The organism is Thermococcus gorgonarius, assembly GCF_002214385.1.
Taxonomy (GTDB): Archaea; Methanobacteriota_B; Thermococci; order Thermococcales; family Thermococcaceae; genus Thermococcus; species Thermococcus gorgonarius.
On record NZ_CP014855.1, the window covers coordinates 716978 to 730761 of the forward strand.

Annotated in this window: 15 protein-coding genes; 4 read left to right on the plus strand and 11 right to left on the minus strand. The window is 53.0% G+C overall.

Annotated features, from left to right (window positions below; all coding sequences use genetic code 11):
* Positions 1 to 40: 40 nt before the first annotated feature.
* From A3K92_RS04075 to sppA, 6 genes are all read right to left on the minus strand, one after another.
* Positions 41 to 694 carry a hypothetical protein gene (locus A3K92_RS04075; RefSeq protein ID WP_088885046.1) on the minus strand — a complete coding sequence of 218 codons (654 nt, stop codon included), beginning with the start codon at positions 692 to 694 and terminating at the stop codon, positions 41 to 43.
* Between the two features lie 376 nt (positions 695 to 1070).
* A complete protein-coding gene (locus A3K92_RS04080) occupies positions 1071 to 1862 on the minus strand; it encodes an N-glycosylase/DNA lyase (RefSeq protein WP_088885047.1) in 792 nt (263 codons plus the stop codon).
* Positions 1859 to 2827, minus strand: a complete 969-nt coding sequence (locus A3K92_RS04085) for a beta-ribofuranosylaminobenzene 5'-phosphate synthase family protein (RefSeq protein ID WP_088885048.1) — start codon at positions 2825 to 2827, stop codon at positions 1859 to 1861. Before A3K92_RS04085 ends, A3K92_RS04080 begins: the two co-directional genes overlap by 4 nt.
* Positions 2817 to 3839 carry an AI-2E family transporter gene (locus tag A3K92_RS04090; RefSeq protein ID WP_088885049.1) on the minus strand — a complete coding sequence of 341 codons (1023 nt, stop codon included), beginning with the start codon at positions 3837 to 3839 and terminating at the stop codon, positions 2817 to 2819. Before A3K92_RS04090 ends, A3K92_RS04085 begins: the two co-directional genes overlap by 11 nt.
* On the minus strand, positions 3829 to 4299 hold the full coding sequence (locus tag A3K92_RS04095) for a PH1570 family protein (protein ID WP_088885050.1): 471 nt from the start codon (positions 4297 to 4299) through the stop codon (positions 3829 to 3831). Before A3K92_RS04095 ends, A3K92_RS04090 begins: the two co-directional genes overlap by 11 nt.
* A gap of 5 nt (positions 4300 to 4304) precedes the next feature.
* The gene (sppA, locus tag A3K92_RS04100; RefSeq protein WP_088885051.1) at positions 4305 to 5288 is read right to left on the minus strand and encodes a signal peptide peptidase SppA; all 984 of its coding nucleotides are present in this window, start codon (positions 5286 to 5288) and stop codon (positions 4305 to 4307) included.
* 100 nt (positions 5289 to 5388) lie between these two features.
* Here sppA and A3K92_RS04105 point away from each other — a divergent pair, with 100 nt between their 5' ends.
* Positions 5389 to 5853: a hypothetical protein gene (locus A3K92_RS04105; RefSeq protein WP_088885052.1), complete on the plus strand. Its 465-nt coding sequence runs from the start codon at positions 5389 to 5391 to the stop codon at positions 5851 to 5853.
* 61 nt (positions 5854 to 5914) lie between these two features.
* On the plus strand, positions 5915 to 7111 hold the full coding sequence (locus tag A3K92_RS04110; RefSeq protein ID WP_088885053.1) for a proteasome-activating nucleotidase: 1197 nt from the start codon (positions 5915 to 5917) through the stop codon (positions 7109 to 7111).
* On the opposite strand, the gene A3K92_RS04115 is transcribed toward A3K92_RS04110, so the two are convergent.
* The gene (locus A3K92_RS04115; protein ID WP_088885054.1) at positions 7098 to 8234 is read right to left on the minus strand and encodes an MFS transporter; all 1137 of its coding nucleotides are present in this window, start codon (positions 8232 to 8234) and stop codon (positions 7098 to 7100) included. The two genes, A3K92_RS04110 and A3K92_RS04115, sit on opposite strands and share 14 nt — an antisense overlap.
* An 87-nt stretch (positions 8235 to 8321) precedes the next feature.
* Here A3K92_RS04115 and A3K92_RS04120 point away from each other — a divergent pair, with 87 nt between their 5' ends.
* Both A3K92_RS04120 and A3K92_RS04125 read left to right on the plus strand, forming a co-directional pair.
* Positions 8322 to 9257: a serine/threonine-protein kinase RIO2 gene (locus A3K92_RS04120; protein WP_088885055.1), complete on the plus strand. Its 936-nt coding sequence runs from the start codon at positions 8322 to 8324 to the stop codon at positions 9255 to 9257.
* Positions 9247 to 9738, plus strand: a complete 492-nt coding sequence (locus A3K92_RS04125) for a hypothetical protein (protein ID WP_088885056.1) — start codon at positions 9247 to 9249, stop codon at positions 9736 to 9738. Before A3K92_RS04120 ends, A3K92_RS04125 begins: the two co-directional genes overlap by 11 nt.
* Here the strand turns inward: A3K92_RS04125 and A3K92_RS04130 are convergent.
* The 4 genes from A3K92_RS04130 to A3K92_RS04145 are packed head-to-tail and all read right to left on the minus strand — an operon-like array spanning position 9728 to position 13675.
* The gene (locus tag A3K92_RS04130) at positions 9728 to 10666 is read right to left on the minus strand and encodes a radical SAM protein (RefSeq protein ID WP_088885057.1); all 939 of its coding nucleotides are present in this window, start codon (positions 10664 to 10666) and stop codon (positions 9728 to 9730) included. The genes A3K92_RS04125 and A3K92_RS04130 overlap by 11 nt on opposite strands.
* Positions 10659 to 11831, minus strand: a complete 1173-nt coding sequence (locus A3K92_RS04135) for an MFS transporter (RefSeq protein WP_088885058.1) — start codon at positions 11829 to 11831, stop codon at positions 10659 to 10661. The genes A3K92_RS04130 and A3K92_RS04135 overlap by 8 nt, the downstream gene beginning before the upstream one ends.
* A complete protein-coding gene (locus A3K92_RS04140) occupies positions 11831 to 12751 on the minus strand; it encodes an isoaspartyl peptidase/L-asparaginase family protein (RefSeq protein ID WP_088885059.1) in 921 nt (306 codons plus the stop codon). Before A3K92_RS04140 ends, A3K92_RS04135 begins: the two co-directional genes overlap by 1 nt.
* A 54-nt stretch (positions 12752 to 12805) precedes the next feature.
* Entirely contained in the window at positions 12806 to 13675 is an 870-nt protein-coding gene (locus A3K92_RS04145) for a DMT family transporter (protein ID WP_088885060.1), read from the minus strand.
* Positions 13676 to 13784: the final 109 nt, after the last annotated feature.

Here is a 13784-nt window from a genome sequence, read left to right on the forward strand (position 1 = left end):
GGGTTCAAAACTCGTTCAGATCGGCTCACTCTGACTGGGGTCACCTCGGTGGCTCGCTGGACTGCTGGTTGGCGTAGAATCCGACCTGGAATGGGTATGTACCAGTGGTGTTAGTGTCGAAGAGCAGGTCTATCTGCAGTGCTTCGCCCGGGTTGAGGGTTACCGATGTATTTGATGAAGTCGTCAGATCCAATTTACCAACCTGGGTGCCATCCGTAGCATTGTATAGTATGAGAGTCGCGTTCTGCACTCCGCTCACGGGCGTCTCAACCTTTATCCACACGGTGACTGGACCGCCGCTAGTAGCATTGGAGTATCCAAAGCCATAGAAGTCCTTGATGTACCAGCTGCCAACCGTCAAGTTGAATTCCGCGGATATGCTCTCGTAGAGATTGTACGTGTTGACTCCGTCAGTCCACTGGCACACCGAGTCACCGGTTGTAACGCTGATGTTATTGTTTCCATACGTATTTGCATCGAAGTTGGTGCCCGCCTCTGGCAGATATGTTGGACTTATACCGTCCTGGGCCTTTGAGCTGTAGAAGCCCACGCACGCAGCTCCAGCCGCCTGATCAGCTGGGGCTACGGTAACCGTGCCCTGCATCCACCTGTAGGCGAATGCAGCGGCGTTCACCATGGCTGCTAGAGCCACCAACACCAGTACTGAGGCTATCACTGCGTTCCTCTTCTCCATCTCTTACCACCTCCTGTCTGCACCCGTTTGGGCATCTTATACTAACAATTTCACCTTAAAACTTTTTTGCCGAAACAGGCTACTCTTGGGGGGGGCCATTTAGGGGTTCTTAGTTCACTGATAGTCTTTCGAGGACGCCTAGTAGCTTCAATGTGGGTAGAGTGGTGACGTGAAGCCCCTTGTTTCATTGGCCTGTTCTTGAGCGACCCCCTCGAGATCTTATTATGTCTTAACAGTTTAAAGGTGTTTCGACGACTTAGGGGCTGTTGGGTGGTTTAATAACTTATATGGTTTGAATCTAGGAACACCATTAGCGAGAGAGGGATCACCTTTCTCCTGATGCCCTTCCCGAATCGCTGTGGAACAGGACCACCTCTCAGAGCTCCCTCAGCTTTAGTACTTTCCCGGCCTTTTCTCCGCAGTGCTTTTTCAGTCTCTCAACAACTTCCCTCTTCCCGCCGAGAACGGGCCACAGGATCGAGTCTATGTGGAGGGGAGGAATTCCGGTTTTCTCCGCTATCTTCTTCCAAAAGCTTACTGGAGGCTCGTTTGTAAACCGCTCTGTATAGGCCTTTATTCGGACGTCCTCAGGGATCTCTATCTCCATTGGATAGGGAATGAACTCGCCGAACGCTATTCTTCCGGCGTAGCCAAACATCTTGATGGCAAAGACTATCGTTTTAGCGTCCCTCTTTGCGTTCATGGCCTTAGCCAGATCATCTCTGAGCCCTTTCATGTCCCTGAAGTAGTACCGGAGGTCTTCCAGGGTTAGCCGATCCAAGAAGGGCTCAAGCTTTTGGAGCCTCTTCACCTTCCCGGCGGTGAGCCTTCTGTTGGTCTGAGAGTTGGGAAGAAAGAGGGCATAAGCTTTGGCTATTTCTTCTCCCGGCGGGTTCTCTGAGAAGTACCTAGAGAACTCCCACCACCAGTCTTCGCCCTTTCCGCTCAGCTGGTAGCTCACTATGGAGTTTGCCACAACGAGCTTCAAAAAGAGCTCGTCGTCTCCAAGGTTCTCGTGGAGGTTTTTCAGGGCGTCGAACTGGAGGTCAACTTTCTCTTCCACGGTTCTTGCACACCCAACTCCGAGCTTCCTTAGGGTACCCTCAAGCTTCTTAATTTTCTCCCTGTCTTCGCGATAGCTTACCTTCAGAAACCTGTCCAAGGTCATTTCCCGGCCTCCTTTATGATCCGCTCTATGAACGAGCTCTCCTGGATGATCTCTGCTCCCCTGTTCCTCGGGACTCCGATCTCAACTGTGCCCTCAATTCCGTGCTCCTTCAGGTAGTCCCTGGCCCTGGAAGCGAGCTCCTCACCATCTTCCCTGTGGATCAACCCGTAGACGGTCGGTCCCCAGCTGCTCTGGCCATAACCGTAGGTTTCCCTGGAGAGGAAGTCCAGTATCAGCTTTACATCCTCCCGGAATTCCCCACCCTGGTGTTCGCTGAAGTGCCTGCCAACGAGCCTCTGTATTGCCGTCAGATGCTTTCCAAACTCCGCTATGTTCCTTTCCACCAGTGCGGGCAACAGGCCCATGATCAGCGTTCTGCTTATTTCCATTGCGGCTTTGGGATCGCCTTTCGTTGATTCCATTATCGGCTCTTCCTCCCTCTCATCAAAGCCGGGCCGGAGATGGGGTGTTATCAGGAGAAGGGCCCACTCCTCCGGGAACTCATGCCTCACTATAAGCGGCGGAAGCCCGTTCTTCACGCCGCCGTCAACAACGAAGCCGCCCACCTTGAAGGCGTAAATGCCAACCCCGCTGTTCTTTCCCCTGCCCAATGCTTCCGCTATTTCTTCAACGCTCAGCTTTAGTCCCGTCAGCCTTGAGATGGCCACTCCCACGGCCAGGGACAATTGAGTCGTTGAGCCAAGGCCGCGGTGTCGTGGAATTGATCTGAGAACCTCTATACGGTAAGACGTCCCCGTTTCAAATTTGGAGTTCATCTTTTTGATAGCCCATTCTATTGTCTCCCGATCCTCATTACCGGCCTCTATTCTGAGAGAACTCGACGGAGTCACCCTTATCCTGTAGCCGCCTTCAACGGCTACGCCCATTCCTCCAAACTTTCTTCCCAGTTCCCCCGTTGGGTCGATTATACCCATGTGGATTCTCTTGGGGGTCTCAATCAGCATCCGATGACACACCCCTGGTGGAGTTGTCTTTTTCAACCATGCTCCTCCACTCCTCCAAAAGGGTCACTAAAAGTCCCAGGGAGACTGGCCCGAGAATAACCCCGACTAGGCCGAACGCCCAGAGACCGCCGAAGATACCGACTAGGGAGATCAAAGCGTTGAGACCCCTCCTTCTCATGGTTATCTTTGGCGCAAGAACCATGTCCGGAACGGGGGAGATGAAGAGTGCCCCATAGATCGCGAAGATAATTCCAAGCCCCAGGGATTCTCTGCCTACGTAGATCGCCCCCGGGAGCCAGACCATCCATCCTCCCAGGAAGGGTAAGAGCTCCAGGAGAACGACGAGGATTCCCAGGGCAATGGCGCCGCTCACTGGAGCTATTCCAAACCCCCAGAAGCCCAGGGCTGTGAGGGAACCTTTGATAACGCTGAGGGTAAGCCAGCTTTTAAGGAGTGTGTCCAGGGTGCTTTTTGTCGCATCTATGAGGCGCATTATGAACTCTTCGTTCTCAGAGGGGATAAGCGAGTATATTCCCTCCGCTATAGCGTGGGCGTTTATTAGACTGCCGTAGTAGACGAATACAAGGACGAACACCTCGAGAGAAAGCTTTGGGATTGAGTAGGTGTAGCTGGCAATGTAGGTCTCCAGTCTGGCTTCAATCCCCTTTGTTATTTCAGTCAGAGCTTCGTTCACCGTTTGGGATGATACGGTAACGGACTGAAGCCAGTTGAAAAACATCCCCAGGTAGTTTACGAGCTGCTGTTTAACGTCCGACACCCACAGAACAAAGCCAAGAATGAAGAGAAAGGACAGCACAGTTAAAAATCCCGTCAGGATCATGGCGGATTTTTTCTCTCCGATTTTTTTGGACATCTTGCTGTGGAGGGGATAGGTAACGTAAACTAGGGCGAGGGCTATTATTATCGGCGAAACGAGGGGCTGGACTACTTTCCAAACAAGGTAGAGGATCACTATCGAAATACCTGCCCAAACAGCCGTTTCAGTCCTCATCGAGCATCCCCAGGTATTTTAGTATCAGCCCTCTGGCCGAAGGCTTGTTAAAGACGAACAGGACTTTTCTGCCCTCGTCAAGCACAAAATTCTTCCCAAGTGCAAGCAGGCCCCTTTTGAGCCTGTGAACTTCGGCCTCTTTAATGTTGGCCTCCACCGGCGCCCCGATGTCATTCACAGCTTTTTCCAGCCTGTCCATTATGCTCTGCGTTATGAACTTGACAGGATTCGGTTTAAACTCCTCCTCCGTGATCTCCTCGGGTTCGAGCGGGATTCCCCAGAACTCCTTGGCGCACTCGAATGGATAGACGTATTCCGATCCGTAGTCTGGAAGGTAGAGCTCCCTGATTATTGCCAGGAGAATCTTTCTTGCGTCCCTCCCATAAAACTCCACCCTGAGGTTGGACTTTCCGTCATCGAAACCGTTTTCGAACACCTCAAGTTTTTCCTCGCACAGCATGCCCATCACCCGAGCAGGGGCTTTAGGTAGCGGGGATCAAGGTAGAGGGCGGTACTCCCAATTGGGCCGATGGAATAGCTTCCTGTGGGCGAGTCGTACACTCTTATTTCTGCCTCTCTAACGCCCATAAGCTTTTCGAGTTCTTCAACTGCCGTCTGAAAGTTTCCGGTTGAATCGACGAGGCTTCCTGTGACGTTGACGGCAAACCACGTTCTTCCGCTGGCGAATTTTTTAACTTCTTCCTCTGTCATGTTCCTCCCGAAGCTTACCGCGTCCAGAAAGCTTCTAAAGTAGGACTGAATTTGGTTCCATATCATCTCCTTTTCCTCGGGTGTTAGGCCTCTCCACTCCCCGCCCATATCTTTGTGGGGGCCGGTTTTGAAAACTTCAACGTCAATTCCGTTTTGGGCATAGTTCTTCTCCAGATTGTAGTGGACGTATATGACCCCTATGCTGCCCACTTCTGCCAGGGGGTCTGCTACGATCTCATCGCTGGCCACGGCTATATAGTACCCTCCAGACGCCGCTATTCCGCCGGTGTAAGCCACAACGGGTTTTCTTGCCTTGAGGATGAGAACTTCGTTGTATATCTCCCTTACCGCCCCCACGTCTCCACCAGGGCTCTCTATCCACAGGAGAATTCCGCCTATTGAGTCGTCTTTGGCCAGCTTTTCAAGCGTTGGAACGACTTCTAGGGCAGTTTCCTCGGTAATGATGCCGAATATAGGAACAACCGCTATGCTGACGTTCTCGCCTGTAACATTTCTCTTGAGCTCGATTGCTTTCAGCTGCGCCTCAAGTTCCGCTATCCTGGCCTTGTACCATTCCTCGTGTGTCTGATTCATAATGGTGACCGTGCGGTTACATTGAGGTGGTGTGTAACTTCCGATGCTCTGGTTTTGGAGGTAAAGAAGGGCAGTGGAAGTTACGAAAACACCGAGGATCAAGACGAGCATTAGGCTGATGTACTTCCACACTTCACTCTTCATCTCTCAACCCCGGTTCAAGTTGACCTTTGGGCTTTTAATCCTTCGGGCAGCCAACCGGGAAGTTTAAATTGAGTTCCACCCAATATTTCTGGGGATCAACATGCAGGTCTGGTACCGCTCTCGCGCCCTTTATGATGCCGTGATGAAGCTGATCTCTTCTGGAAAGTACGAGGACGCAATAAAAATGGCCGATGAAATACCCAACGATAAAGTGAGGACGATGGCCTATGCCAGAATAGCCCTTAAACTTGCCGAAAACAATGGGAACTATCGGGAAGTTCTTGAAAAGGCTATTAACTCGGCAACTGATCTGCCGGGGGATGACTCCACCAAGGTTCTGATGGGGATGGCCTTTGACTTCCTCAACATCGGGAAAGTTGAAGACGCCCTCAGGATAGCCGAGTACATAACGGATCTGGCAAGCAGGTCAAAGATACAGGCCGAGGTGGCGCTTAAGTTGGCCAGAGAAGGGAGGATAAGCGAGGCAATGGAGATAATCAACGACATCCTGGACGAGGACGTTAAAACATGGGCAATGTCCAGAATTGCTGGCGTGCTCCAGTGACTTGGGCTCGATAGGGATAGAGTTAAAAAGACCCCAGGATGAACTTAACTTAGGTGAGAACATGGGAAGTTTTGACGAAGTAAAGGGTGGGGAAGTTAATTACGATGACTACGTCACCTTCCTGAAGAGGAGGATTAGACAGCTTGAGCTCCAAGTGAGAACCCTCGAGGCAGATAAGGAGAGACTTGAAAGAGAACTCTCAAGGCTCAGGATGGAGATGTCGAGGCTCAGACAGCCACCGGCTTTTGCGGGCAACGTGATAGAGGTCCTTGACGACGAGAGGGCAATAGTCCAGAACTACAACGGACCGCGCTTTGTGGTGAGAATAGCCCCCTGGATAGAGAGGGACAAGCTCAAACCCGGCTCAAGGGTTGCCCTGGACCAGAGGACCATGGCAATAGTTGAGCTCCTACCGAGCGAGAAGGACCCGAGCGTTCTCGGCTTCGAGGTAATAGAGAGACCCAAGGTTACCTACAATGACATAGGCGGCCTGGAAAAGCAGCTCCAAGAACTCAGAGAGGCCATTGAACTTCCCCTCAAGCACCCAGAGCTCTTTGAGAAGGTCGGAATAGAGCCGCCGAAAGGAGTCCTCCTCTACGGCCCGCCAGGCTGTGGAAAGACCCTGATGGCAAAGGCAGTGGCAAACCACGTCAACGCCACCTTCATCCGCGTCGTCGGCAGCGAGCTCGTCAGGAAGTTCATAGGCGAGGGTGCCCGCTTGGTTCACGAGCTCTTTGAGCTGGCGAAGGAGAAGGCACCGACGATAATCTTCATAGACGAGATTGACGCGATAGGCGCGAAGAGGATGGACGAAACCACCGGCGGCGAGAGGGAAGTAAACAGGACGCTAATGCAACTCTTAGCGGAGATGGACGGCTTTGACCCGCGCGGAAACGTCAAGGTCATAGCGGCAACCAACAGGCCGGACATACTTGACCCTGCTCTGCTGAGGCCGGGAAGGTTTGACAGACTGATAGAGGTTCCACTCCCAGACTTCCGCGGAAGGCTTGAGATACTCAAGGTCCACACGAGGAAGATGAACCTCAAGGACGTAGACCTGCACATTATAGCGGAGCTTACTGAGGGGGCGAGCGGTGCCGACCTGAAGGCAATAGCGACGGAGGCGGGAATGTTCGCAATCAGGGACAGGAGGACGTACGTAACCCAGGACGACTTCCTTAAGGCCGTGGAAAAGGTTCTCGGCTCTGAGAAGAGGCTCGCGCAGGCAATAGCGATGCACGAGGTCATGTACGGCTGATGCCTTCCTTCTCTTTCCTCCCTTCTGCTAAGTCTTCCAGCTTTATGAGAATCCACGCGAGCAGATACATCGCTGGAACAGCTAGAAACGCCCTCTCATAGCCGAATCTGTCGATAAGCAGGCCGAGGAGGTACGGCCCCACCGTCGCTCCAAAGAAGCCCACCATATTGACGAAGCCCATCACGGAGCCAAGGTTCTCCGGGGTGGCCTTCTCCGAGGTGTAAGCGGTCACTATGGCGCCGACGGAGTAGAACGTCAGGCCCAGGGGAATAACAACCCATGGAGATGCAGTTATTGCAAGAATGAACGTGAGAACGGCGTTGAGGCCAAAGACCGCCGGGATGCTCCCTTTCCCTATCCTGTCGTAGAGGCCACCGCCGACCAGAGAGCCAGCTACGCCTATCGCTGAAAGCAGGGAGAAGAGGGCGGAAGCACTCTCGATCGAGACTCCGGAATCCACGAGGAATGACACCAGAAACGTCAGCAGGCCGAAAAAAGCGGCGAGAACAACGAAATTAGCCGCGCTGAGAAGGAAAACATTCCCGGGTATTGAGAAGGAAGCCCTCTGCGGCTTTGAGACTTCACCGCGCACGGTGAAGATGAGGGCGAGGCCGACGAGAAGACTCATAGCTGAGAGAACTGCGAAGGCGTAACGCCACTGAAGGGATAGGGCTATTGGGACGACGATGAGGGGCGCTATCCCGGTTCCGACCGGTGGGCCAATCATAAAGACTCCGAGAGCGGGGCCCTTCCTCTCGCGGTAGACCTCGATTATTAAGGCTGTTGCAGGGGCGTAGTAGAAGCCGGAGAAGAGCCCATAGAGGGCTCTGACGGCGAGGAACTCCCAGTACTGCCTTGCAAATACGATGAGGGCCGAAGAAAGTGAGTAGCCTATGATACTCATCACGAGGAGGCGCTTCCTTCCAAGCCTGTCTCCGAGGTAGCCAGCCGGAACCTGGACAAGGGCATAGGGCAAGAGGAGTGCAGTCATCAGCAGGCCGGCTTCTGCGTTGTTTATTCCGAGCTCTGCCCTTATCATGGGTATCAGCGGTGGAATGGCCATCCTGTGAGCGTAGTTGAATATCCAGCCCAGGCTGAGCAGTGCAAGGAGCCTTTTTCGCATGGTTTCGATTGATAACTGAGCGTTTAAAAATCTGTTGCAAGTAACTACTTTTATAAATCCTGGTGAGTAGGACACTCCGGGAGAGAGATGGTCAGCAAACTGTTGGCTCTTGACGCTTACCCAAACCTCCGCGACCTCGACTTCAGGATACTGAGGGGAGTAGAGCTCAACATGCGCCACCACCGCTGGGTGCCCCTGGAGGATATAGCGCGCTTCGCTAGGGTTGACGTTGAGACGGCATCTTTCCGCCTTGGAAAGCTCGACAACTGGGGCCTCGTTGTAAGGAGGAGCGACATAGGTTACATAGGCTACCAGCTGACGATACACGGCTACGACGCCCTGGCAATAAGAGCCTTGGCAAAGAAAGGGGTCATAGAGGCCATAAGCACAACCCAAATCGGAGTCGGTAAGGATGCGGACGTCTACGTCGGTATAACCCCATCCGGGGAGAAGGTCGCGGTAAAGTTCAACAGGATTGGGGGCAGGACGGCTTCCAGAAAGGCAGCGTACCACAGGCACATCTTCTACGATAAACATCACACGAGCTGGCTCTACGTTTCAAGGCTCATAGCAAAAAAGGAGCACGAGGCATTGGTTCTGCTGAGCCCGATAGCCAAGGTCCCGAGGCCAATAGCATGGAACCGGCATGTGGTTGTTATGGAGTTCGTTGAGGGAAAGGAACTCGCCGAGCTGAGGGATACAGACTTGACAAAGGAAGAGGCGGCGGAAATACTCGATAAAGTGCTTGATGAGTACTTGAAGATAGTCCGCTTTGGGATAGTCCACTCCGACATGAGCGAGTTCAACATAGTCCTGACAAAGGAAGGAGATATACTCATAATTGACTGGGCCCAGTACATCAGCACCGCCTATCCGGAGAGCTACGAGCTGTTGAAAAGAGACGTAAGCGTTCTGCTGAATGCGTTTGGGAGAAGATGGGGTGTTAGAAGGGAATTCAGTGAGGTGTGGCCCGAGTTCGAATCAGCCTGGAGGGAAAGCAGGGGGGAGGAGAATGGTAATTAAGTACGAACCCCTCAACAGGAGGGAGAGAATAGCAAAGCTATTCCGTGAGGCCATAGAGGCTGAGAACAGGAACGACCTGGAAACGGCCAAGAAGAAGCTTGATGAGATCCTCCACGAGAGCATGGAGGAAGAACCAGAGCTCTACTTTGAGGCCTGCTTTAGGCTGGCTGAAATATTCCTTCAGGAAGACAACTACCGCGGAGCGGTTAAGTGTGCCTTTAGGGCCATATATTACGCTTCCAACAACGACCTCTTCCGCCTCGGCTTTAAGCGACTCGGAAACATTCTCTTCATAACAAAGGAAGCCGGGAGAAAAGAAGACCTGGCAGAGAACATGGAGAGCGTAAGGGCCCTAGTTAAGGACGACGAACTCTTGAGCTCCTTCCTGGAGGCCATGGTTAGGGTCGCCAGGGGAGAGCCCGTTGAGACCAGTTTTCCAGTCAAAGAAATGAACGAAGCTCTGGATCTGTTCAAAGACTGAGCTTTAGGGCTTCTTTGAATCTTTCTCCCTCTGGGGGGAAGGGGTAGTTGTAGGGTTCTTTCCCCGGTCTCTCGTTGTAGTAGGGCCTATTGCATCCGGGACAGCCACGGGTCATAAAGACCGCTGGGGGAATCTTTTTTAGGTCTTCTCTGGAAAGGTCGAAGCCTTTGATCCATTCACCGTCAAACACTATGGCGTCTTCCATACCTTTTTCGACAAGATATTGGGCCAGCTGTATTCTTCTGTACCTTGTCAGACTTGGAGGGCTGAGGTTTTCGAGTTTGGTTCCCTTTATCGGCGTAAACGCAAAAAGAGAAACGTTCCCCCCGATTTCTTTCACGCGCAAAAAAGTTTCAACTAACTCTTTATCGGTTTCGCCGAGGCCCACTATAACGTGAACAAATGCCCGTCCACGGCCGAGGACTTCCACAACTCTCTCAGCGAAGTCCCATACCTCTCTCCATGAAAGGCCGGGTTTTACCGCTTTAAAAACCCTCTCGCTTGCCGCATCAAGCCCAACACCAACGTAATCAACTCCCATCGATTTGAACTCCTCAAGGGTTTCGTGATCCACAGGGGTTATTGATATCGAGATCGGCATGCTGAGGACAGAAAACCTCCCAAGGATTTCCTTTACATCCCCTATCATCCCTGGATAATCTACGGTTTGGAGGCAGATCCTTGCGAATTTTTCTCTTTGAAGGCCTTCGACGACATCATCAAGCTTAAAAACAGGCCAAAGGACTCGAGAAAGCTTTTCCAGGGGGGCTTTACTTGATCGGGCCTGGGCACAGAAAGAGCAGTCGTTGATGCACCTTCCAGGCCAGTACGTCATGAGGTAAGCCGTAGTCGGTCTGGCGAGCGTCTTTCCCCTTCTTAGACCCATCGCGACTGCCGTTCCGTATGAAACCCTGATCATCTCAACCATTTTTATCCCCCTCGAAGTACGTCACGGCCAGTATTAAAAGGGCTACCCCCGTCAAAGCGGGTAGGAACCTAAGGATTCCATCATAGCCGAGACTTTCCGCGGCATAGCCGAGGGCGAACTGACCACCCATGGTTCCAAGGTCAAAGAACATCGTGTAGACGCTCGAACCCATCGTTCTTATCCTTTGGGGCAGGTTTCCGAGGGCCATGAGCTGCATCGCCGGAACTGCCAGGCCGAAGCCAGCACCTATGAGAACCGCGCTCGCGTAGGAAGCCGGGGGAGTTGTGAACCTGATGAGGAGCATGTAGCCGGTTATAACCGTGAGGAGGCCCGCCGCGGAGACGGGTATCGGCCCCATCCTGTCGGCGCTCCTGCCCCCAATCAACCTGGTGACAAAGCTCGCTACCCCGATGACCATCATGTACGTCCCGAAGACCCTCTGGGGGTAGGAGAGCTCCTTGTAGAGGGCGGGGAGAAAGGTGGTCACGCCAGAATAGGAGGCCGCAAAGAAGAGAAGGGCCACCGACGCCGCCACAAAGTATGGCCTGAGAAGTTCGGAGTAGTTGGCTTCCTCGCTCTTCTCCACAGGTACGAGAGTTCTCCCAACGTCTTTTCTCACTGGAACCACAAAGAGCGCCCCAACCGCCGAGAAAATGACCACAAGGAAGAACGCACCGGCGAAGCCGAGGTAGTCGGAGGCATAGCCGCCGAGGGCGGGGCCGATGATGTTGCCAAGGGAGAACATCATGCCGCGCCACCCGAGGGTCTCACCGACCCTTCCGACCGGGGCGAGGTCAACTGCCGTCGAGAGGCTTGAAGGAAAAAATATTCCCATCGAGAAGCCGTGGAGTGCACGGCTGAATGCAAAGAGCCAGATGCTGCCCGTTAAAGCTGAAACAACGTAGAGGACACCGGAAACAAGGCTGAGGAGGTTTCCAAGGATCATGGCCTCAAGACGATAACCTCTGTCCCCAACTAGACCTCCAACCGGCTTTGAGATCAGGGAGACCACCGAGGTTACGCCCGCAAGCGTTCCGACAAGGAAGGGGCTTGCGCCGAGAGTCATCGAGAATGGAGATACTATGGGATTGACTGAGCTTATGCCCAGGAAGAAAAAGAAGGTCGACAGGTTGAGGAGCCAGATGTTTCTAAAGCTGTTATCCACTAAACCCCAGCCTCCGGCTCGTTCATACCGTCTTTCATGAATGCGTAGCTCATGTGCTTCGTGTTCTTGGCGAAGCCGACGTTGCCCTTTGAATCAACCATGATGATGCCCATCGTGTCCGGGCCAAAGTATCTGGTGGCGAGGCTTATCGCCGCTTCGCTCGCGGCCTGGGCGTCCATCCCGAGCCTGACAAAGTCGGTTGCGCTCTTTGCCAAGGCGAGCTTTATTGCCACTTCACCGAGACCTGTGCAGGAGGCTCCGGCCACTTCGTTGGCGTAGGTTCCGCCGCCGATTATTGGCGTGTCTCCGACCCTGCCGAACATCTTGAGGAAGACGCCGCCCGTTGAGGTTCCGGCAACCACTTCTTCACCGTCGAAGGCCACCGCACCGACAGTGCTCCTCAGAACCTCTGGGTACTCCTTTATCAGCTCGTTGAGCTTCTTCCAGTGCTTGGTTTCTCCCTTCTCAAGGAGCTTTTTCCTGAGCTCTTCCCACTGCTTTAGTCTCTCTTCTGTTACTGGGTCGTACTCCTCAAAGCCGAGAAGACGGGCGAACTTTACGGCACCTTCACCGATTAAGAGCACATGGTCGGTCTTCTCCATGACCTTTCTGGCGACGCTTATCGGGTTTTTAACACCCCAGATTCCGGCAACGGCGCCGGCTTCCAGCGTTTTCCCGCGCATTATGGCAGCGTCCATCTCCACCTTTCCGTCGAGGGTTAGAACGCTCCCGGTTCCGGCGTTGAAGAGGGGGTTGTCTTCGAGGGCTTTCACCGCTTCCTCGACGGCATCTAAGGCAGAACCGCGCTTCAGCTCGCGCCAGCCGGCAAGAACGGCCTCTCTAACACCCTCAATGACTTTCGGAATCCTCTCCTCTTTTCTTATTGTGCCGGCACCGCCGTGGACTATGATAGCGACCATGATGACCACCGCTTGAAAGAGCGCTCGAAAGGTTAAAAGAGTTATGGAAATGGATCAGCCCATCGAAACCAGGAGGATTCCAACGATTGCCAGTGCAAGCCCTTCGAATATTCTCCTGTTTGGCGTTTCCTTCAGGAAGATCACTGCCATGAGGGACGTTAGAAGGGGGTTTATTGCCGAAACCGGGGCCGAGACCTGGGAGCCAACACTCTGAGTTGAATAGACGAAGAGAAACTGACCGAGGAAGAGGCCGCTGAAGGCTGCTCCCGCAAGTACCGCAAGTTCTCTCAGGTTTGTGTTGAGAATCTCATCTTTGTAGGCAGGGAGAAAGACCGAAACACCTATGGCCCCGGAAAACATCCTGAGGCCGGCCAGCGTCAGGGAGTTGAAGTGTCCGGTAAGCCAGTCCATCATAGTTATGGCTATGCTCCAGGAAACAGGGGCGAGTAAAGCGTAAATAAAACCTCTGGGATCCGCATGTTCTTCTTCCTCGGCCTTCCGAACTATGATAATAGCCAGGACTATCAGTAGAGCTCCCAGATAGACCTCAAGGCCTATCCTCCTCCCCAGGAAAATCGATGCCCACAGGACTGTCCACAGGGGGTAAGTGGAGGTAATGGGAACAGTCCTTGAAACGCCCATCCTGTGAAGGGCATTGAAGTAAAAGTAATCGCCTATAACAAAGCCGAACTGAGCCGAGATAAAAGCAACGGCAAGATAGAGGAGGCTTGAATTGATTATTTCCATTACTCTTCCCGTCGGAATGAGAACGGTCAGATACATCAGGGAAACTAGGTAGAGACGGATTACGTTGACAGCTACAGGGCTTTTGGATCTCATCCCGACCTTTACCAATATTGTAGCCGTTGCCCAGCAGAACGCAGATGCAAGAGCGGCAACCACTCCAAGCACTGTCCCGTTCATGGACGAAAAAGGAGAGGGTTAGTTTAAAAGTTTAACGTTTCGATGAGTCTCAAAAGAGAGAATTTAAGCCTTCGCCACGAGTTGAGATTGGTATGATGAGCTCGGCGAT

What these genes read in the sequence shown, in the direction of transcription:
- A3K92_RS04075 (WP_088885046.1), bottom strand. Translation starts at nt 694, where the DNA reads ATGGAGAAGAGGAACGCAGTGATAGCCTCAGTACTGGTGTTGGTGGCT.
- A3K92_RS04080 (WP_088885047.1), bottom strand. Translation starts at nt 1,862, where the DNA reads ATGACCTTGGACAGGTTTCTGAAGGTAAGCTATCGCGAAGACAGGGAG.
- A3K92_RS04085 (WP_088885048.1), bottom strand. Translation starts at nt 2,827, where the DNA reads ATGCTGATTGAGACCCCCAAGAGAATCCACATGGGTATAATCGACCCA.
- A3K92_RS04090 (WP_088885049.1), bottom strand. Translation starts at nt 3,839, where the DNA reads ATGAGGACTGAAACGGCTGTTTGGGCAGGTATTTCGATAGTGATCCTC.
- A3K92_RS04095 (WP_088885050.1), bottom strand. Translation starts at nt 4,299, where the DNA reads ATGCTGTGCGAGGAAAAACTTGAGGTGTTCGAAAACGGTTTCGATGAC.
- sppA (WP_088885051.1), bottom strand. Translation starts at nt 5,288, where the DNA reads ATGAAGAGTGAAGTGTGGAAGTACATCAGCCTAATGCTCGTCTTGATC.
- A3K92_RS04105 (WP_088885052.1), top strand. Translation starts at nt 5,389, where the DNA reads ATGCAGGTCTGGTACCGCTCTCGCGCCCTTTATGATGCCGTGATGAAG.
- A3K92_RS04110 (WP_088885053.1), top strand. Translation starts at nt 5,915, where the DNA reads ATGGGAAGTTTTGACGAAGTAAAGGGTGGGGAAGTTAATTACGATGAC.
- A3K92_RS04115 (WP_088885054.1), bottom strand. Translation starts at nt 8,234, where the DNA reads ATGCGAAAAAGGCTCCTTGCACTGCTCAGCCTGGGCTGGATATTCAAC.
- A3K92_RS04120 (WP_088885055.1), top strand. Translation starts at nt 8,322, where the DNA reads ATGGTCAGCAAACTGTTGGCTCTTGACGCTTACCCAAACCTCCGCGAC.
- A3K92_RS04125 (WP_088885056.1), top strand. Translation starts at nt 9,247, where the DNA reads ATGGTAATTAAGTACGAACCCCTCAACAGGAGGGAGAGAATAGCAAAG.
- A3K92_RS04130 (WP_088885057.1), bottom strand. Translation starts at nt 10,666, where the DNA reads ATGGTTGAGATGATCAGGGTTTCATACGGAACGGCAGTCGCGATGGGT.
- A3K92_RS04140 (WP_088885059.1), bottom strand. Translation starts at nt 12,751, where the DNA reads ATGGTCGCTATCATAGTCCACGGCGGTGCCGGCACAATAAGAAAAGAG.
- A3K92_RS04145 (WP_088885060.1), bottom strand. Translation starts at nt 13,675, where the DNA reads ATGAACGGGACAGTGCTTGGAGTGGTTGCCGCTCTTGCATCTGCGTTC.